The organism is Pseudomonas sp. B37(2017), from assembly GCF_002112885.1.
In the GTDB taxonomy this organism is placed as follows: Bacteria; Pseudomonadota; Gammaproteobacteria; order Pseudomonadales; family Pseudomonadaceae; genus Aquipseudomonas; species Aquipseudomonas paraglycinae.
Genome location: NZ_NEIX01000006.1, coordinates 38,255 through 57,367 on the forward strand (window position 1 = coordinate 38,255; position 19,113 = coordinate 57,367).

17 protein-coding genes and 1 pseudogene are annotated in these 19,113 nt (G+C 57.9%); 9 read left to right on the forward strand and 9 right to left on the reverse strand.

All coding sequences use genetic code 11. From position 1 onward, the window contains the following. Positions 1–41: 41 nt before the first annotated feature. Positions 42–518: a cupin domain-containing protein gene (locus CAF90_RS16470; RefSeq protein ID WP_085607525.1), complete on the reverse strand. Its 477-nt coding sequence runs from the start codon at positions 516–518 to the stop codon at positions 42–44. Between the two features lie 99 nt (positions 519–617). On the opposite strand from CAF90_RS16470, the gene CAF90_RS16475 reads away from it, so the two are divergent. Further along, positions 618–1,511 (forward strand): LysR family transcriptional regulator, encoded by an 894-nt coding sequence (locus CAF90_RS16475; RefSeq protein ID WP_085607527.1) that lies wholly within the window; start codon positions 618–620, stop codon positions 1,509–1,511. Positions 1,512–1,517: 6 nt separating this feature from the next. On the opposite strand, the gene CAF90_RS16480 is transcribed toward CAF90_RS16475, so the two are convergent. Continuing rightward, positions 1,518–2,462: an aldo/keto reductase gene (locus tag CAF90_RS16480; RefSeq protein ID WP_085607529.1), complete on the reverse strand. Its 945-nt coding sequence runs from the start codon at positions 2,460–2,462 to the stop codon at positions 1,518–1,520. Positions 2,463–2,573: 111 nt separating this feature from the next. On the opposite strand from CAF90_RS16480, the gene CAF90_RS16485 reads away from it, so the two are divergent. Both CAF90_RS16485 and CAF90_RS16490 read left to right on the forward strand, forming a co-directional pair. Next, a complete protein-coding gene (locus CAF90_RS16485) occupies positions 2,574–3,344 on the forward strand; it encodes an alpha/beta hydrolase (RefSeq protein ID WP_085607531.1) in 771 nt (256 codons plus the stop codon). A 130-nt stretch (positions 3,345–3,474) separates the two neighbouring features. Continuing rightward, positions 3,475–4,341 (forward strand): CAP domain-containing protein, encoded by an 867-nt coding sequence (locus CAF90_RS16490; RefSeq protein ID WP_085607533.1) that lies wholly within the window; start codon positions 3,475–3,477, stop codon positions 4,339–4,341. Positions 4,342–4,350: 9 nt separating this feature from the next. Here CAF90_RS16490 and CAF90_RS16495 read toward each other — a convergent pair whose 3' ends face one another. Then, positions 4,351–4,797 (reverse strand): NUDIX hydrolase, encoded by a 447-nt coding sequence (locus CAF90_RS16495; protein WP_085607535.1) that lies wholly within the window; start codon positions 4,795–4,797, stop codon positions 4,351–4,353. Between the two features lie 418 nt (positions 4,798–5,215). On the opposite strand from CAF90_RS16495, the gene CAF90_RS16505 reads away from it, so the two are divergent. The 3 genes from CAF90_RS16505 to CAF90_RS29280 all read left to right on the forward strand — a co-directional run bounded on the left by CAF90_RS16505 (position 5,216) and on the right by CAF90_RS29280 (position 8,728). Further along, complete coding sequence (locus tag CAF90_RS16505; RefSeq protein WP_085607537.1) at positions 5,216–5,644, forward strand: nuclear transport factor 2 family protein; 429 nt, start codon at positions 5,216–5,218, stop codon at positions 5,642–5,644. A gap of 141 nt (positions 5,645–5,785) precedes the next feature. Further along, complete coding sequence (locus CAF90_RS29630) at positions 5,786–7,438, forward strand: deoxycytidylate deaminase (RefSeq protein ID WP_218191710.1); 1,653 nt, start codon at positions 5,786–5,788, stop codon at positions 7,436–7,438. A 162-nt stretch (positions 7,439–7,600) separates the two neighbouring features. After that, entirely contained in the window at positions 7,601–8,728 is a 1,128-nt protein-coding gene (locus CAF90_RS29280; RefSeq protein WP_139834534.1) for an HNH endonuclease, read from the forward strand. A 107-nt stretch (positions 8,729–8,835) separates the two neighbouring features. Here the strand turns inward: CAF90_RS29280 and mqo are convergent, their stop codons facing one another. Next, a complete protein-coding gene (gene mqo, locus CAF90_RS16515) occupies positions 8,836–10,485 on the reverse strand; it encodes a malate dehydrogenase (quinone) (RefSeq protein ID WP_085607539.1) in 1,650 nt (549 codons plus the stop codon). A 433-nt stretch (positions 10,486–10,918) separates the two neighbouring features. Here mqo and CAF90_RS16520 point away from each other — a divergent pair, with 433 nt between their 5' ends. After that, a complete protein-coding gene (locus CAF90_RS16520; RefSeq protein WP_085607541.1) occupies positions 10,919–11,344 on the forward strand; it encodes a nuclear transport factor 2 family protein in 426 nt (141 codons plus the stop codon). A gap of 40 nt (positions 11,345–11,384) precedes the next feature. Here CAF90_RS16520 and CAF90_RS29925 read toward each other — a convergent pair whose 3' ends face one another. Continuing rightward, positions 11,385–12,248 carry a methyl-accepting chemotaxis protein gene (locus CAF90_RS29925; RefSeq protein WP_371915880.1) on the reverse strand — a complete coding sequence of 288 codons (864 nt, stop codon included), beginning with the start codon at positions 12,246–12,248 and terminating at the stop codon, positions 11,385–11,387. Next, a pseudogene (locus CAF90_RS29930) lies at positions 12,240–13,034 on the reverse strand (MCP four helix bundle domain-containing protein); the annotation flags it as partial. The gene CAF90_RS29925 and the pseudogene CAF90_RS29930, both read right to left, overlap by 9 nt. A 211-nt stretch (positions 13,035–13,245) precedes the next feature. On the opposite strand from CAF90_RS29930, the gene CAF90_RS16530 reads away from it, so the two are divergent. Both CAF90_RS16530 and CAF90_RS16535 read left to right on the forward strand, forming a co-directional pair. Continuing rightward, positions 13,246–13,560, forward strand: a complete 315-nt coding sequence (locus CAF90_RS16530; RefSeq protein WP_007957157.1) for a DUF2388 domain-containing protein — start codon at positions 13,246–13,248, stop codon at positions 13,558–13,560. A gap of 114 nt (positions 13,561–13,674) precedes the next feature. After that, on the forward strand, positions 13,675–14,079 hold the full coding sequence (locus tag CAF90_RS16535; RefSeq protein WP_170929433.1) for a hypothetical protein: 405 nt from the start codon (positions 13,675–13,677) through the stop codon (positions 14,077–14,079). Here the strand turns inward: CAF90_RS16535 and ligD are convergent, their stop codons facing one another. The 3 genes from ligD to CAF90_RS16550 are packed head-to-tail and all read right to left on the reverse strand — an operon-like array spanning position 14,080 to position 18,985. Continuing rightward, the gene (gene ligD / locus CAF90_RS16540; protein WP_085607545.1) at positions 14,080–16,626 is read right to left on the reverse strand and encodes a DNA ligase D; all 2,547 of its coding nucleotides are present in this window, start codon (positions 16,624–16,626) and stop codon (positions 14,080–14,082) included. A gap of 17 nt (positions 16,627–16,643) precedes the next feature. Next, on the reverse strand, positions 16,644–17,597 hold the full coding sequence (locus CAF90_RS16545) for a class I SAM-dependent methyltransferase (protein ID WP_085607547.1): 954 nt from the start codon (positions 17,595–17,597) through the stop codon (positions 16,644–16,646). Between the two features lie 11 nt (positions 17,598–17,608). Further along, positions 17,609–18,985, reverse strand: a complete 1,377-nt coding sequence (locus CAF90_RS16550; protein WP_085607549.1) for an iron-containing redox enzyme family protein — start codon at positions 18,983–18,985, stop codon at positions 17,609–17,611. Between the last annotated feature and the right edge of the window lie 128 nt (positions 18,986–19,113).

Here is a 19,113-nt window from a genome sequence, read left to right on the forward strand (position 1 = left end):
CACGGTGAAGACGTTCGGTCTCACCGTGGGCGACTTGTTGATTATCGGACGTCGGGATACTCCGACTCTCCCACCTGCTCCATCCAGTCCACCACTTTGCCATCCAGCATTTCAGCAATGGCGATATGCGTCATGGCCGTGGTCGGCGCCGCACCGTGCCAATGCTTCACGTCGGGCGCGATCCACACGGTGTCGCCTGGCCGAATCACCCGCACCGGCTGCCCCCATTCCTGCACGAAGCCTGACCCAGCGGTAACAATCAGCGTTTGCCCCAACGGATGGGTGTGCCACGCCGTACGCGCTCCCGGCTCAAAGGTCACGGTGGCGCCGCTTATCCGCGCCGCATCGCTGCCCTTGAACGGCGCATCGACCCGTACCGTCCCGGTAAACCAGTCGCTCGGGCCTTTGGCCGACGGTTGTGAGCCGTTGAGGGTAACGGTCACGCGAGATGTTTCGCTGGCCTGGACTTCGCCCGCCAGCAGGGAAAGGGTCAGCGCCGAAGCGGCGATCGGATTCATGTTGAGGCTCTCCAGAAAAGGGACAGCCTCCACTTTAACCAGCCCGACTCTTCAGATAATCGACTAGAATTCAAAAAAACTTATGCAGGTTACTCATTAATGCTTCGGGAAAATGCCAGTGATCTGCTCGCTTTCCTCGCCGTGGCGCGTGAGCGCAGTTTCACCAAAGCAGCTGCCAAACTTGGCGTTTCGCAGTCGGCGCTCAGTCATACGATCCGCAGCCTTGAAACCCGGCTGGGCCTGCGCCTGCTGATCCGCACCACCCGTAGTGTCTCTCCCACCGAGGCTGGTGAGCACTTGCTGCAAACCATCGGCCCGCGCTTCGAAGAGATCGAATCGGAACTGGCCGCCCTCAGCAACCTGCGGGAAACGCCCGCCGGCAAGATCCGTCTCAGCGCCACCGATCACTCGCTGAACTGGCTGTTGCGACCGGTCCTCAAAGAATTTCTTATGCAATACCCGGACATCTCCGTCGAAGTCAGCTGCGACTACAGTTTCGTCGACATCGCAGGTCAGGGTTTCGATGCCGGCGTACGGCTGGGCGAGGATGTCGCACAAGGCATGATCGCCACTCGTATCGGCCCGGACATGCGCATGGCGGTGGTCGGCTCGCCCGCCTATTTCGCCAGACGTTCCGTACCGAAAACCCCGCGTGATCTGACCGACCACGCTTGCAATAACTTGCGCCTGCCTACCAACGGCGGTCTATACGCCTGGGAGTTCGAGAAGAATGGCGAACGCTTGAAGGTGCGAGTCTGCGGACAGGTCACCCTCAACGGCGTCTATCCATTACTGGACGCCGCACTCGACGGTTTCGGCCTGAGTTACATCCCGGAGAACATCGTCGCCCCCTGTCTGGCTGAAGGTCGCCTGATACAAGTACTGGAGGATTGGTGCCCGGTGTTTTCCGGATATCACCTCTACTACCCGAGCCGGCGCCAGACAGCGCCGGCTTTTGCATTGTTGCTGGCGGCGCTGCGCTATCAAGGCTGAAACCGTCTAGTCCACCAGCGCAATCAACTGCTGACGCTGCGCATCGGTGAGCATCAGCCCGAACCCGGCGCCGGCATTGTCGGCCATGTACAACGGGTTGCTGGTTCCGGGAATCACACAAGTCACCGCCGGGTGCGCCAGCAGGAATTTCAGCGCCAGTTGCGGCCAGCTCTTCGCCCCCACCTGAGCCGCCCAGCCCGGCAGCGGTTTGCCCTTGAGCCGCGCGAGCAGGTCGCCGCCGCCGAACGGCCGATTGCAGATCACCGCCACCCCGCGTTCGCGGCACAGCGGCAGGATGCGCTTCTCGACCCCGCGATCATCCAGGGCGTAATTGATTTGCAGGAAATCCAGCGGCTCGGCCTTGAGCACCGCCTCCACCTCCTCATAGGCCGACGGCGTGTAGTGGGTGATGCCGATGTAGCGGATGCGGCCCCGCTCTTTCCAGTCGCGCAGGGTCGGCAGATGGGTTTGCCAGTCGAGCAGGTTGTGGATTTGCATCAGGTCGATGCGCTCGGTGCGCAGCAGGCTGAAGGACTGCTCCATCTGCGCGATACCCTCCTCGCGGCCACGGGTCCAGACCTTGGTCGCCAGAAACGCCGGCGAGCGCGGTTCGTGGATCGACAGCAATTCACCGGTGGTTTCTTCCGCTCGGCCGTACATGGGCGAGCTGTCGATTACCGTGCCGCCCTTTTTGAACAGCTCGCCGAGCACCGCCGGCAATTGTTTGTAGACCGGATCGCCGGGGGCGACGTCGAAACCGCGATAAGTGCCCAACCCCACCAGCGGCAGTGGCTCGGAGCTCGAAGGGATGGCGCGGGTCTGCATGGTCTGGGCTCCTGTGGCGTTCGGCGACGTAATGGCGGCCAGCGCCCGGTCAAAGGTGAAAACCGCTGACACCCCGGCTGCCAGTGTCAGCAACCGGCGGCGGGAATATCCCTCAGTGTGGTTCATGCTGGCGCCCTTGCCCTGTGGATCTGTTGCACCTTGTGTTTTGACGCAGCCCGCAAAACCGTTGGACTACACTGCGACAGCCAACCTGCGCGCCCGGTTAAAGTTAGTCGAATGTCCAGAACCCTGTTGTCACTCGTCGCATTGATCGTCGCCGTGTACCTGATCCTGTGCGCGGCGCTGTTCGTGTTTCAGCGGGCGCTGATCTATTTTCCCCAGCCCGCCAGCGTGGAATCACCGGACACACGGATGACGCTGGCCATGCCCGACGCCGAGATCCGCGTGACGGTGCGCGAGCGCGCCGGGCCCAGAGCGCTGATCTATTTCGGCGGCAATGCCGAGGACGTTTCGCGCAATCTGCCGGAGTTTTCCGAGGCGTTTCCCGAGTATTCTTTGTATTTGCTGCATTACCGGGGCTTTGGCGGCAGCGGTGGTTCGCCCTCCGAAGAAGCGATTGCCGAGGACGCGCTGGCGCTGTTCGATCAGGTATATGCCAGTCATCCGCAGGTCGCACTGCTGGGGCGCAGCCTTGGTTCCGGGGTCGCGGTGCGGCTGGCCAGCCAGCGTCCGGTGGCGCGGCTGATTCTGGTCACGCCCTACAACAGCCTCGAAGAAATCGCCGCTCGCCAGTACCCGTGGGTGCCGGTGCAGTGGTTGCTCAAGGATCGTTTCCGGTCCGGCCAGTACGCGGCGCACATCCGCGTCCCTACGCTGCTGCTGGCGGCGAGCGATGATGAGGTGATTCCACGGGCCAGCACCGAACGCTTGCTGCACAGTTTTCCCGACGGTGTGGCCACGCTCAAAGTGGTGAACGACTCGGCACACAATTCGATTTCCGAGCGGCCGCAATATCTGCAATGGATCGAAGATGTGTTGAATCGCTGAGCACTTCGTCGGCGACCGTTGAAACCCGGCGCTGCTTCGTGAACCAAGTGCAAAAAGGCCAGTCCTACCCGCGCCGCGTTCTGCGGTTCACTCCCCTTCTGTGTTGTCCTTTTTCAGAGCTTTGCGTCCCATGCGCCACGCCGTTCGTTCGTCTCGCCTCGTTTCGCTGTGCCTGCTGATCCTTTCTCCCCTGCTCTCTCCCTCTGCCCACGCCGGCGCCGAGCGGCAACTGGTGGCCGCCATCAACGACTACCGCGCCCATCCGCAACGCTGCGACCGACGCCCGGCCCAACGGCTGGCGCCGCTGACGCTGAAGTCGAACCTGGCGTTGCCGGTCGGCTATGGCTACGGCGGTGGATTGCGCGAACGATTGAAAGATTCCGGCTATGCGGCCGTGGCGGTGCGCAGCATCCGGATCGTCGGCGCGCAGGACGCCGAAGAGGCGTTCGAAATGCTGCAAGACGATTACTGCGGTGCGCTGCTCGACGGTCAATACGCCGACATCGGCATCAGCCGCGCCCGCAGCGAATGGCAAGTGGTGCTGGCGCGGCCAGTGCTCGACAGTCGCGTCGGCGACAACCGCAGTGTCGGCAAGGCCTTGCTGGCCGAGGTCAACGCCGCCCGCGCCCGACCGCGCATGTGCGGTCGCCAGCGCTTTGCCGCCGCCCCGCCCTTGAGCTGGAACCCGGCGCTCGGCGCCGCCGCTCAGGGGCACAGCAAGGCCATGGCCTACGGCAATTATTTCGCCCACCGCGACCCGGACGGCGACGGCCCGGCCGATCGCGCCCGTGCGGCCGGCTACCGTGGCCGGCAAATCGGCGAAAACATCGCCGCCGGGCAAAGCTCACCGGGCAAAGCCATGGCCGGCTGGCTGGCCAGCCCCGGACACTGCGCCAACCTGATGAACCCGATGTTCACCCAGGTCGGCGCCGGGTTTGCCAGTGAGGCGCGCAGTGATGAAGGGGTTTACTGGACGATGCTGTTCGGGGCGCAATGACCCCGGCCGTCAGCCCAGCATCTTGACGCTCTCGAGCAGCGCCGCCAGACCGACAGGCACCAGCGGCGACTGCTCCGTGAAGCTTGAACTGTCCTGCCAGCTCACGGTGAACGGTGAACCATCGCTTTCGTGGCCGTCGATCTGCAGTTGCTCGTAAACCTGCGCGTCTTCGAAGTGGGCGTCATACACCTGGACAATTTCATGCCCCGGCTTGCCGTTGTAGACGAAGAGGCTTTCAAGCGTGCCGAGCAGGCGCAGATCCTTCATTGCAAGACCCAGCTCCTCCTGCACTTCGCGCACGATTGCCTCGCGGCTGGTTTCGCCAAACTCTATGCCGCCACCGATAGGCCGGTAGAAGGATTTGTCTGCGACCGGGTCGTGGAACCGGTTAACCAGAATCTTGCCCTGGTGGTGAAAGACACACAGTGCAAGTGCGCGAATACGCTGCTCGGCCATGGGGTGAAATCCGTTTGCTGGAAAAAAGGCCGGCGATTAGATCACACCCCACAGGGATCGCGCTTGCGCTGGTCTCAGACCGGAGAAATCGTGGCAAGGACGCCAATCATGATGGTCAACACAAGAAAGCCGCCGAGGAAAATCGCCATCTTAGCCATGAAGGCCTCCTGAATACTGAATGTCCGGCGCACCGGGCGCTCCGGAATGAAGCGCGTCGCGTATGGCCGAACGGCAGGGGTATTTTGGGCGCATGGCTGAGATGGTTACAGATGCAGATTCGACAGGAAAAAGCGGATCAGATGGATCGGGCTGGCGCATGGGTCGATATTCAGATCGGTACAGATGGTTTCCATTGCGCCGCTTTGATCTAGAGTCATGGGCGCCGCGCAAAGAACAACAAAAATACAGGAGTGAAACCATGTCCGACCTGAACCTGCACCCCAACGCCGCCGAATCCCTGAACCGCTGGCACGAGATGATCCGCACCGGCAACCTCAAGGCCCTGCCCGAACTGCTCGATTCCAAAGCGGTATTCCGCTCACCGATGGCCCACACGCCTTACCCGGGCGCGCCGGTGGTCTCGATGATCCTCAACACCGTGTTCGAAGTGTTTGAAGACTTCAAATACCACCGTGAATTGGGGACGGCCGATGGCTTGAATGTGGTGCTGGAATTCAGCGCCAAAGTGGGGGCGAAAGAGCTCAAGGGTATCGACATGATCCGGTTCGATGAACAGGGGAAAATTGTCGAGTTTGAGGTGATGGTAAGGCCGTTGAGTGGGTTGCAGGCGTTGGGGGAGGAAATGGGGCGGCGGCTTGGAAAATATCTCGCAGCTGCTAAAGCTTGATAGAAGCGCCTCTTGATTAACAGTGACCAATCTTACGTGAGGGGCATAGGATTTTTTTACCGCAGACCAAGTGATGGCATTTTGATTTTTCGCAGTGTACAGTTTCCTGTATCAAAATCACGGCTGATTGATGAGACTCAAATGAACAACTACTTCCAAAAAACAATATCAAAAATTTATGGTGACGATGATGACTTTATCGTCATCGGACTAACCGGGCGAACCGGAAGTGGATGCTCCACAGTATCAAATATACTATCAAGCAAAAAACCGGAAATAAAACATTCGCTATACAGCGGCAACACCCCCACAACAAACAACGAGCGAAAACAAAAAGTAATTCTAAAGTGCTTTGAGAAAAACTGGACTCCTTTTATAACCATTCAAGCCAGCACTATACTAACGCTAATGCTTGCGGAGTTAGGAGTCGAAAAATACTCTACATTCATAGGAAGCATCGAAGGATTAGACACGGATAGAAAACCTGAGATAAACAACGTACTCAAAACAATTCAAGAAAAAAGGGTTTGTAAACAGGACATTGAAGCACTAAGGTTGTTTTATACCAAATTTTTGCCTGAAAAAAACACGGAACTTAAAGAAATAATCGGCAGCGCTGGTTACGTAAAACTGTTCCAGAAGCTTGGGAACAATTTAAGAGACTCAGGAAGCGTCGACTCAGACAAAGTTGAAAGCGGTAGCTTCTTCTCTCTTGCCGAAAAAATAAATCAAATTATAAAAGACGTACGCGACGCGAGAAAGCCCGGCGACAAAACATTTATAGTCATCGATGCGATAAGAAACCCATTTGAAGCTATCTACTTCCAAGACCGCTACTCCTCTTTTTATCTGATGGCCGTCTCTTGCAATGACGATGAGCGCAAGCGGAGATTGAGGGGATTGGGTTACACTGACACAGAGATAGACAAAATAGATTCGGAAGAGTACGGCGACCTAAAGTTAACCGAACAAAAAACATACGTAAAACAGGACATCCAAGCCTGTCTCCAACGTGCTGACTTGCATTTAAGCAATCCAGACTCCGGCAATGCTGTTTCACACTTTAAGTACCTAGCCGACCAACTACTCACCTTTGTCTCTCTAATGATTCGACCAGGCTTGGTAACACCCACACCACTAGAAAGATGTATGCAAATAGCATACACCGCAAAACTTAATTCTGGCTGTATTTCAAGACAAGTTGGAGCCGTGGTTACGGATAACAATTTCTCTGTCCAAGCGGTCGGCTGGAACGACACACCGTTTGGGCAAGTACCATGCAGCCTCCGAAACAGATTTGACCTCGTAAACGGATTTGATCAGATTGCTTACTCGGCATATGAAAAAACCGATCCGAAGTACCTTGAAGCCTTCAGCTCGGAAAATAGTAAATTTATAAAAATAGTTGAATCCGGCAGAAACATCTCCTATTGCTTTAAAGATGAATACAAACGTCTCACTGGAGATAAAAACCAAATCCACACTCGCTCACTTCACGCAGAAGAAAATGCCTTCTTACAACTATCTAAATACGGAAGCAGAGGCATTGAACACGGTAAGCTTTTTACAACTGCCAGTCCATGTGAGCTATGTTCAAAAAAAGCTTACCAACTTGGAATAAAAGAGATCTACTACATAGATCCTTACCCTGGAATTGCAATGAGCCATATTTTAATGGGCGGAAGCAGAAACCCAGAGCTTATTATTTTCTCTGGTGCAATTGGCAAGGCATTCCATAATCTGTACTCACCCAAAATGTCTTACAAAGACGAATTAAACGCTTTAATCTCATAGCACTTAAGAGAAGCAGCTCACTACTCCCAAGCCTGAGCATTGAGCTGCAAAACAACAACCTTGACACAAACCAGAAAACTCAAACTCACATCTTAATTAAAAATAAAACCACATTACACTTTTAGCACTGCGTAACAAACCACTATACCTTCGAGACAAATCATGACGGCCAACACCCCAACTACCTGCGTGGGCTGCGGAGTTCCCATACAAGAATCAATCGCCCACATCGAACATTTCCATCCAAAACACTATTCAAGTCGCTTCCAAAATAACAATCTATTTCTCTGGTGCAACAACTGCAACTCTATAAATAACGCACAACCGCCAGAAACAGAGTTTGTTGCATTCCTCACACAGCTAATAAACAACAACAAGCATTACACCAAGGTCATGGAGAATGCGGTTCTTGGCCGTGAAGTACGGCATAGAGCAGATATCATTGCCACCCGCATAAACAGCACCAAAACTACGACATTGCTGATTGAGTGCAAATCATCTCGCTTCGCTTCGTTCAATCGAATCGAATCCGTCATCGATCAACTTAAAAAATATAAAAACCTGTATGGCGAATGTCAAATGGTATTCGCAATCATGGCATCGCTGAACACTAAAGAAAAAGCCTTATTGAAAGCAGAAAACATTGAACTTTGGGATTTGGATTTCCTGGTGCAAAATTTTTCCGCTCAAATAGAACAATCTCCGAGCAGCCACTTCAAATCGCTTTTATCATCAAGAATACAAAGGGGAAATAAAAGAACAAGAGAAGATGAGTTGCGCGAATCTCTAAAGGCTTGTGAACCTGGCAAGCGTGACTGGAGTATCTATCAGAGTCTTGTTGGTGACATCCTCGAACATTTATTCTGCCCCATTCTAGCCAAACCTCTTCCAGAGCACTCTGACAGTACAAAAACCAATCGAAGAGACTTCATACTTCCAAATTACGCAGAATCAGGCTTCTGGAGTTTCATACGCCATAAATACATAGCGGACTACCTAGTGGTTGACGCTAAAAATTACAGTCGAAAAGTTAGTAAAGCTGAAATTCTACAAGTATCAAACTACTTAAAACCTCATGGCGCCGGTTGTTTTGGAGCAATTTTTTCGAGAAAAGGTGGAGATTCCGCAGGCTGCGCCCATACGCTTCGAGAACAATGGCTAATCAACCAAAAAATGATTCTCGTTTTTGATGACGAAGAAGTCTATTCCATGTTGACTGCTAAAGAAGATGAAAGATCACCCGAAGAGCTAATTGGAAAAAAAATTGAACAGTTTCGACTATCAATGTAGAAAGCTCATATCATCTGCTGTTCAAAAAACTCTATCCTTTTCAACTTTCCACAAAAAAGCCCACTGACCGTCGCCGGTTCAGTGGGCTTAGTGTGTCAGGCGTCTAGTTACAGAGCCATGTCACGTGCAGCGCTTTCTTTCGGAGCCGGGGCTTTTTCAGCCGAGGCGTCCGCCGCTGGAGCTGCAACCTGACCAATCACCGGAGGGGTTGGCAGTTGCAGGATCTTGGCGGTGTAAGCCCACTCTTCAGCCACTTTGGCTGGATCGTTGTTCAGCTGGGTGCCGTAGCTTGGAACGATCTGGTGCAGCTTGGCTTGCCACTCTGGGCTGGCGACTTTGTCTTTGAAGACTTTCTGCAGCACGCTCAGCATGATCGGTGCAGCGGTCGATGCGCCTGGGGATGCGCCCAGCAGACCGGCGATGGAGCCGTCTTTCGAAGCAACGATTTCGGTACCCAGTTTCAGCACGCCGCCAGCGGCTTCATCACGCTTGATGATTTGCACGCGCTGGCCGGCTTGCCACAGGCGCCAGTCTTCGGCCTTGGCGTTCGGGAAGTATTCCTTCAGCGCGTTCAGACGGTCTTCATCCGACAGCATCAGTTGACCGGCCAGGTACTCGACCAGCGGGTATTCCTTGATGCCGACCTTGGTCATAGGCCAGATGTTGTGGGTGGTGGTGCTGGTCAGCAGGTCCAGGTACGAACCTTCTTTCAGGAACTTGGTGCTGAAAGTCGCGAACGGGCCAAACAGGATGACGCGCTTGCCGTCCAGGACACGGGTGTCCAGGTGCGGAACGGACATCGGAGGCGCGCCAACCGAAGCTTTACCGTAGGCCTTAGCCAGGTGCTGTTCGGCGATGGCCGGGTTATCGGTCACCAGGAACGAGCCGCCTACCGGGAAGCCAGCGTATTCCTTGGCTTCTTCGATACCGGATTTCTGCAGCAGGTGCAGTGCACCGCCGCCGGCGCCGATGAACACAAACTTGGCGTCGGTTTCAGTCTTGGTGCCGTCTTTCAGGTTCTTGTAGCTGACGCGCCAGGTGCCATCGGCATTCTTGGTGATGTCCTGTACTTCGCTGGACAGCTTCATGCTGAAGTTAGGCTTGGTCTGCAGGTAACCGGCGAACTGGCGGGTGATTTCGCCGAAGTTCATGTCGGTACCCAGCGGGCTCCAGGTGGCCGCGATTTTCTGGTTCGGGTCACGCCCTTCCATCATCAGCGGGACCCACTTCTTGATCACAGCCGGGTCTTCGGAGTACTGCATGCCGGCGAACAGCGGGCTCGCTTGCAGGGCTTCGTAGCGTTTTTTCAGGAACTTGATGTTGTCATCGCCCCACACGAAGCTCATGTGCGGAGTGGTGTTGATGAACGAACGAGGGTCCTTCAGGACGCCTTGACGAACCTGCCAGGCCCAGAACTGACGGGAGACCTGGAACGCTTCGTTGATCTCGACCGCTTTCGGGATCGTGACGTTGCCCTTGTCGTCTTCCGGGGTGTAGTTCAGCTCGGCCAGGGCGGAGTGACCGGTACCGGCGTTGTTCCAGCCGTTGGAGCTTTCCAGGGCGACGCCGTCGAGGCGCTCGACCATTTCCATCGACCAGGTCGGTTCCAGCTCATTGATCCACACACCCAGGGTGGTGCTCATGATGCCGCCGCCGATCAGCAGGACGTCGACTTTCTTTGCTTCTTCGGCATTGGCGGAAGACATCCCCATCGCCAAAGCCAGCCCCAACAAGGCTGTGTTCACTTTTTTAAACATCTGTTGCACCTATGATAAAACGCCTTCCGCCCGCCGCTGTTGTACGTATGAGGTCCCCTTTTTCGCGACACTCAGGCCAGCGTCGCGGGTTCCGGCACACTTCAATTTTGACGGGTGGGCACACAAGGCCGACAGGCTGCGTCGACCTCAGTTATATGTCCCTTCTGAACTGACTTCTTATCATTATTGGCTTCAGCTACTTGAGCGACAGGGGTTCTGTCTGGCCCGCCGAAAAGCGCGCCAGACTGAATTAGGTCAAACCAAGTGGGGCGAAGAATATCACGTCATGGCAAACCCGCGCGTCTGTTCGCGACCGGATAGTTTTCAATAGGTTCCTCGAGCACTTTCTAACTCCAGCGCATTCCTGCTAAGTTGTACGACGACTGACAAATCAATCAGTCGTCTTCAATACCTACAACAACAAGGAATACTCATGAACAAATCCAGACTGCTGCTCGGTCTCGCCTGCCTCTTCAGCGCGTACGTCACCGCCGCCCCCGCGGAACAGGACGTCGCCCAGGCCGTCGACCACCTGACCCAGGCGATGCTGCACAAGGACATCGCCGAACTGAACGCGCTGACCGCAGACAACCTCACCTACGGCCACTCCAGCGGCAAGATCCAGGACAAGAAAGCCTTCATTGCCGATATCGAAACCGGCAAGAGCGCGTTCAAGACCCTGGAGATGCAAAACCAGACCATCACCCTGTCCGGGGACACCGCGCTGGTGCGCCATCATTTTTCAGCACAGGCCCTCAAAGGCACCGAGGTCGTGCCGACGGAAATCGAGAACTTCCAGATCTGGCAGAAGCAGGCTGGCAAGTGGTTGCTGGTGGGGCGTCAGGCGTACAAGTTCTGATGCATGAGCTCTGCCGCCAATGCGGCGGCAGAGCTTGTTTTCACAACCGAAATCGATCCACCGACTGCGCCAGCCGCCCCGCCAGACTCGACAGCTCATCCGTGGTATTGGCCGTCTGACCGATCACCTTGCTGTTGCCCTCCGACATGCCCGCGATCATCTCCACCTGATGGGCAATCTCGTTGCTCGCCTGGCTCTGTTCGCCGATGGTACGGGTGATGTCGTTGACCAGTTGCGTGGTGCTGAGGGTGGCGTCGAGGATTTCGCGGATGGCGCGTTCGACGTCGGCGGTGACCGCCATGCCCTTGTCGACCTGGGCGACACCGGCTTCCATGCTGCTGACGGCCTCGCGGGTGCTGTTCTGGATGCGCGCGACCATCGCGGCGATTTCCTGAGTCGAGGCGCTGGTGCGCGCCGCCAGGCTACGCACCTCATCGGCCACCACCGCGAAGCCCCTGCCCTGTTCGCCCGCCCGGGCTGCCTCGATGGCTGCATTGAGCGCCAGCAGGTTGGTCTGGTCGGCGATGCTCTTGATCACCTGAATGATGTTGAAGATGCCCTCGGACTCCTGATCCAGGGTACGTATCACCTGCGCCGACTGCTGGGCGGAACGGGCGATGTCGTCCATGTCGCTGACCACCTGATGGATCACCTGTCCGCCGTTTTTCGCCAGTGACTCGGCCTGGCTGGCCATGTTCAGTGCACGCTCGGCATGACGGGTGATTTCCTCGATGCTCGCGGTCATCTGGCTCGCGGCGGCGGCCATGGTGCCGGCGGCGGTGCTTTGCTGCTGACTGCTGTCGGCCACCTGATGGCAGCCGTGGCTCAGTTGTTCGCTCATGCCGCTGACGCCATGGGCGTTGCGTCGCACCACGTCGATCATGTCCCGCAGGTCGCGCTGCATGGTGGCCAGCGTGCGGATCAGCGCACTGGCTTCGTCCTTGCCGGACGGTTCGGCGATCGGTTCGCTGAGGTTGCCGTGGGCGATGCTTTCGGCGATGCGGCTGGCGGATTTCAGCGGCCCCATGATGCTCAGGATCACCCAGCGACCCTGGGCCAACAGCAGCAACAGGCTGGCGATCAGAACGATGCCGAGCGCGACATTGGCGTTGTGGATCGCCGCTTCTGTGCCTTCGCTGGTCTGCCGGGTATTGGTTTCGATCAGCTCGCTGAGGGCGGCCATCTGTTCTTCGAGCTGGCTGAACGCGGTGCTGAAGGTGCCAAGATGCTGCTGGGCGCTGTCCGGATTTTCCAGTGCAAGACCGACGATCTGCTCGCCGGCGCTGATGTAGGTATCGAGGCTTGGCTTGATCTGCTCGAGCGCGGACCTGATCGTCGGGTTCACCGGCAGCTTGAGGTTTTCACCCAGCACCTCGCGAAAATGCGCCGCATGCTCTTCGACCGAACGGCGCACCTCGTCCGCCGTGCTCGTGCTTTTGCCCAGCCCCACCAGCATTGCCGAATACACGTCGGCACGCAGGGCGTCGTGCATCATGTCGGCTTCCATGTGGTTGCGCAGCGCGCTCATGCTGACCGCGTTATCACTGACCGCCGAAGCCATCCGCTGGTTGCCCACATAACTGACTAGGCTCACGATCAGCGCCGTCAGCAGGCTGGTCGCAATCAGCAACACCAAACGCAGTTTGATCGACACCGTGATTTCCTCCCAGGTCGCGCCACGCGGCGCCATTCAACGCTTCAGTTAAGCCTATTTCCATGAACCCGTTGCGTTAGAGCGTCTCAGCGTGTTTCGTTACATCCAGTAAAAATGCCGCACTGTGCGGCGGTTCTCATTCCGCCCCCTACCGCCTGAGCCGACTTATGGAACTCCCGTGCCCGCCGACACCTCTCACATTATGTGGTACTTCCTTTTCGCTTTACGCTGCTGGAGGAACACCGTCATGCGCCGTTTATTACTCGTTTCGTCTCTCATGCTGTGCCTGCCGTTCGGCTCGGCCCTTGCCCGCGTGGACGCAGGGGATGTCGCCACTTCGGCGGGGGTTTCGGCCTCGCTGTACTCGACCTTCAAGGATCACAAAATGGTGATTCCGGCCCGTGACGACTTGTCCGCATTCGTCGCCAGCGGCGGAACGATCCGTGGCGTGTACCTGGAATCGGTGCTGCAACAGGTGCGTCAGGAAAATCCCGGCCTGAACGCCAGCGATGAAGAGTTGGCCAATGCCATCCTGGTTCACTACGAAGGTCTGTCGCAGTAACCACGGCACGTTCGATGATGGTGGCTGACGGACTCGCCACCGTTGTGCCCTGCCGATGGACGGCTGGCGAACGACCATGGGCAAAACCGTCGAACGGCCTCTATGATGGAGGCCATGACGATTTCCGCCTCCCTTCGCTCCCCTTGCCCGCCGGGTCTTTGCATCTGCGGGCGTGATCCGCTGCTGGATACACCCGGCGCGGACGTGCGCATCCTGCTGCTGACCCGCGAGGAGGAAAAGCGTCTGCTCGAGCGTCTGGAAAACCTGAAAGACCTCGCCGACCTCGAGCGTCTGCAAGGCAAGATGTTCGATCAACTAGGGATTCGCGTGCTGATCGCCCCGAAGTTCGGTGAAGTGCGGACCGTGCGCGGAGGCATCGAAATCGAGGTTCAGGACCTGCCGGGACTCTGCCGCAAAACCCGCAAAACCATCCCGGCTGCCATCCGCCGTGGCCTGGAAAACAACCCGCAAGTCGCCTTCGACCTGCTCAACGCCCACGACTTGCTGCGCGGCACCTGATCATTTCTTCATGCCCACCCGCTTGCGCATCTCGGCTGTGATGCTCTGCCGGGTTTTCTTCATGTCCGCCCAAGGCTCATCGCCCACTTCCGCCAGCCGTTCGTGAACGTTGTGCACGTTCCATTGATCGGCGCCTTTGATCTCGCCGACCTCTTCCCGAAACAACGGCACCGACACCGGTAACCCTTCGCGGGTACGCGCTGCGTAGGCACAAATGGTGGTGGCGCCCAGACCGTTGCGCAGGTAATCGATGAAGATCCGCCCCACCCGATTTTTCGGCCCGGACACCGCAGAAAAACGCTCCGGCAAAAGTTTCGCCATGTGAGTGACGATGGCGTGGCTGAAATCCTTGACCTCGTCCCAGCCATGCTTGCGGGTCAGCGGCACCACCAGATGAATGCCCTTGCCGCCGCTGGTCTTGAGAAACGCCTTCAGTCCCAACTCGTCCAGCACGGTCAGGGTCAGCGCCGTGGCTTCGACCATGCTTTTCCAGGGCAGCGCCGGATCCGGGTCGAGGTCGAGGACAAAGCGGTCGGGCTTGTCCAGATCCGTCGTGGTGGCGTTCCAGGTGTGCAGTTCGACCGTGCTCATCTGCACCGCGCCGATCAAGGCTTCGGCGTTGTTGATCAGCATCACCGGCTGGCCGGTCAGCTCCTTGTCGAGCGTGCGGATGCCGGGGATCGCCAGGTTTTCGGCGTTCTTCTGGAAGAACAAATCACCGGCGATTCCGTCCGGCGCGCGCACCAGCGCCACCGGGCGATCCTTGAGCTGCGGCAGAATCCATTCGGCGACACTGGCGTAATACTCGGCCAGCTGCATTTTGGTGGTGCCACTGCTGGCGTCGATCACTCGGTCGGGATGAGTGATCCGCACCTTGCCGTCGGCCAGATCGGTTTGGGACGGCGCAGTAGTTTGAGCCTTTGAAGTCTTCATCGGTTTGGCACGCTCCTCGGTGATGTCCTTGGCCGGTTTGTCCTCGCGCAGGCCATGGAACACGGCGTGGCGCACCGAGCCGTCCTGGGTCATTTCGGCAAACGCCACTTCCGCCAGCAGACTCGGCTTGAGCCAGTGCACACCCTTGGCCTCGAACCCCGTGGGAGGATTGACCACCGCCGGTTTCTTCACCCGCAACGGTTTGAGCTGCGCGAGGATGCTCTTGAGGGTGGTTTCATTGAATCCGGTGCCGACCTTGCCGGCGTAACGCAACTCGCCGCTGTCACGATCATGCAGGCCCAACAACAGCGCGCCGAACGAACTGCGCGCGCCTTTCGGATCGGTGTAGCCGACGATCACGAATTCCTGGCGATGCTTGCACTTGAGCTTGATCCAGTCGCTGCTGCGGCGCGACACGTAAGGCGAGCCGAGGCGTTTGCCGATCAGCCCCTCCATGCGCATCTGGCAGGCGCTGTTGAGGAGTGCCTGCGGGGTTTCGTCGAACGCTTCGGAAAAACGCAGCAGCGGATCTTCATGGGCTTTCAACACCGTGGCCAGCGCCGCGCGCCGTTCCTGCACAGGGACTTCACGCAGATCGACACCGTTGAGATATGGCAGATCGAACAGGTAATAGAGGATGTTTTCACTGCGGCCCGCATCAAACGTGTTTTGCAGGGCCTGGAAATCCGGCACGCCGTCCGCGTCGGCGACGACCATCTCACCGTCAAGCCACGCCGACTCCAGGCCCAGTGCCGCCAAGGCTTGCGCCTGCTTCGGCAATTTGTGCGTCCAGTCATGACCATTGCGGGTGAACAACTGCACCTCGTCCTGATCGATGCGCGCCATGATCCGATAGCCGTCGAACTTGATTTCGTATTGCCAATCCCCTGCCGGCGCACTCTCCACCAGGGTGGCCAGTTGCGGTTTGAGTTGCGCGGGAATCCTGGCCTTGTGCGCCCCGGCAAGTTTGCCCGAGGCCGGCTTGCGCGGTGCTTTCGGCGAGGCTTTCAGCGGTTTGACTTGCTTCGCACTGAGGCTGGGTTTGTCGACGATAGTACGTTCACTGAGCACGCTGTCGGGCTCGGCGACCAGCACGTCGTAATCGCTTTGCGGGCGCGCGGCGCTGTCCTGATGCTTGATCAGAAACCACTGCTCTTTCTTGCCCGGCATGTGGGTGCGCACCAGATTCCACACCCCGGCGAGCTTCTCGCCTTGCAGTTCGAATTTGAGTTTGCCCTTGGCGTAGGCTTTCTCCGGGTCTTCCAACGGAATCCACACGCCGCGATCCCAGACGATCACATCGCCGGCGCCGTAATGCCCCTCGGGAATGCTGCCCTCGAACGTTGCGTAGTCCAGCGGATGGTCTTCGACGTGCACGGCCAGGCGCTTGACCTTGGGATCCAGCGACGGGCCCTTGGGCACCGCCCAGCTCTTGAGCGCGCCGTCGAGTTCCAGGCGAAAGTCATAGTGCAGGTGCGAGGCATCGTGTTTTTGAATGCAGAACTGCAGGGCGTGGTCGCCGGCGGATTTCTTGCCCCGACGGCGTTCTGCCGCCGGTTCAGAGGTGGCCGAAAAGTCGCGCATCCGGTTGTAGTCGTCGAGATTCCTGCTCATCCTGCACCTGCCTTGTTTCAGCCTGTTCGAGTCACAGTCAGTGCGACCACGGCAATCCGGTCGACGCGCTGATAACCTGGATTCAGCAACTCCTCACCAAACACATCGGGGTCGAGTTCTCGGTAGGTCCAGCCGAAGCGTTTTTCATCCAGCCGTGGCAATACCGTATCGAGGAAGGGATCGCGGCCATCGACCATCGCCACGCCGGTGTACAGCAGCAACGAGCCGCCGGGTGTCAGGCGATTGAGCGCCTGTTCGACGATCCGCAGCGACAGCCCCGCTCCCAGCGTCCCGCCACCGTGGCGGTAAGCTCGCCCGGCCGGATCGGCCATGTAGGGCGGGTTGGCGACGATCAGGTCGAATTCGCCGTCGACGCCTTGGAGCACATCACTGGCACTCACTTCGACATTGGCCACTTCAGCCAACGCCGCGTTGATCGTGGTCAGGCGCAACGCGGCGGGATTGATATCCACCGCCAGCACTTGCGCATCTCGCCTGGCACGGCCAATCAGGATCGCGCCCACTCCGGCGCCACAACCGATGTCCACCGCCCGGTGGATGGGCGCAAAGTTCTGCTGCAAATGGCTGTGTATCAGTTGAGCAAAGCGATAGGTGTCCGGGCCGAAGAACACCGAATCGGCCGCATCGGTGGGAAATCCGGAATGCACGAAAAGCAGGTCATCCAGGCTCGACCAGCGCACCCGGCTCTTCAAGCGCCCGTCGAACTCATCGATCACCTGGGCTTCCTGCAATTGCCGCTGTTCATCGGCAGACAGCAGGCCCGGTTCGAACGGCCGCGACCATCCGAACACATCCCGGAGACAATCTGCAGCCTGCCCTTCGTCGCGCTGGTTGACCCGTTGATGGGTCAGCGGCGTCGGGGTGATGAAACGATAGCCGTCGGCCTGCAAGCGCCGCCCCAGTTGCAGCAGCACGAGATCGTTGGCAGACAGTTGTTCTTCCTGATTCATTGATGACTTCCTTAGCGCAGGCCGGATTTGAGTTGGATGAATCGGCGAGTGGCGAGCAGCCCGGCCGGATGCGCATGGCGTGCCGGTGCGAGCCAAGGGATCAACGTTGCGATTTGGGTGTGAGCGTCCTGCCGTTGCAGTGCCGCATTCAGGCGCTGCACATCGGGGTCCTGTTCGGGCACCTCGATCGGTGCAGGGTCCGAGGGGCGGCGGCGGAACGCGACGGGTTTGTCTGCAGAAACCCAGTCGCCGGCAATCCAGTCGTGCACCAGTTGCTTTTCATAGGCGCTGAACACGCCGAACATCGCCGCACCATCGCCATCGATCAATTGCCAAAAGCGGCTGCCCTGCGGGTCTGCGTTGCGCTTGATCCAGCCCTTGTCCTGCAGGGCTTGCAGGAACCCGGGCAACTGCTGCGGATCGGCCAGCCATTGATTGACGGTCTTGCCTTCGAAGCGGCAATAGTCGGAGTGCATGTGCTGAGCGAACGGACACTTGCGTTCAAGCATCGCCAACAATTCGCGCTCCAGATCGAACCCCTCGATGATTGCGCGGCTGCCCTGCCCCAGGTCATTGAGCCGATAACCCAGCGATACCCGGCGCAGAAAATCGCTGCGATCGGCCTCCAGAGGCAGAAGATCAAGAACGGCCTGAACGGCTTTTTGCGCATGGCCCGTACTGGCGTTGTCGATGGTCACGTGCAGGGTGAAATAGTAAGGATCGATCCCCAGCTCACTCAGCTCGTAACTGCTGATCAGCAGGTGCAAGGGCAGTTGCTCGTAACCCAGGTTGTAACCGATCACCTCCGGCAAAAAATCCATGCCGCCGGCACCGAGGGCCAATTGCAGCGCACCTTGCAGATAGCGCTCATCGGGCAGCGGGCTGCCGGGCTCCAGACCGTGTTCGGCGAGCAGTTGTCGGTAAATCACGACGTGGTTCTGCGCCGGATTGCCCTCGCCCAGTTCTTCCAGATAGGTGCTGATCAGACTGCTGAAGCGCGGATCGCGCCATTGGGCCAGCAAGCCGTAAAGCCAGGCGCCATCAACCAGTTTGGTGGGCGCCACCGCTTGCAGGAAATACAACGCATGAGCCTTGCAACTGAAGAACTGCCGCGCTCCTCCCGCCTTGCGTTGTTGCAGGTAGTCGGCATATTGCCGGGCGACGTCGGCGCAGTGCTGTGCCACCCAGGCATGCCACAGCGCTGGATTTGACGGCAGTTCTTCCTTCAATTGCGCGGCGTGCTGGAGATGGTGTTGCAGAAAGGCGCTTGCCAGCGGTTGCGGATGCTCGTCGGATAAAAGCGCTGCATGTATGCGCCTCAACTCACCGAGTGAATCGAGCGGTTGCGATTGGGCAGGTGCACCTTGCAGGCGTGTCAGGACAGTCATGGCAATATTCTCGGTCGATTGGCAGGACGCTCAGTCCCTCGCCTCTAATGCAGCAGAGAGGCGGCGCCTGCCGAAAATTCAATCGACGTTAAATTTGCCCGGACGGACGGAGCCTTCGGCACGCCGGT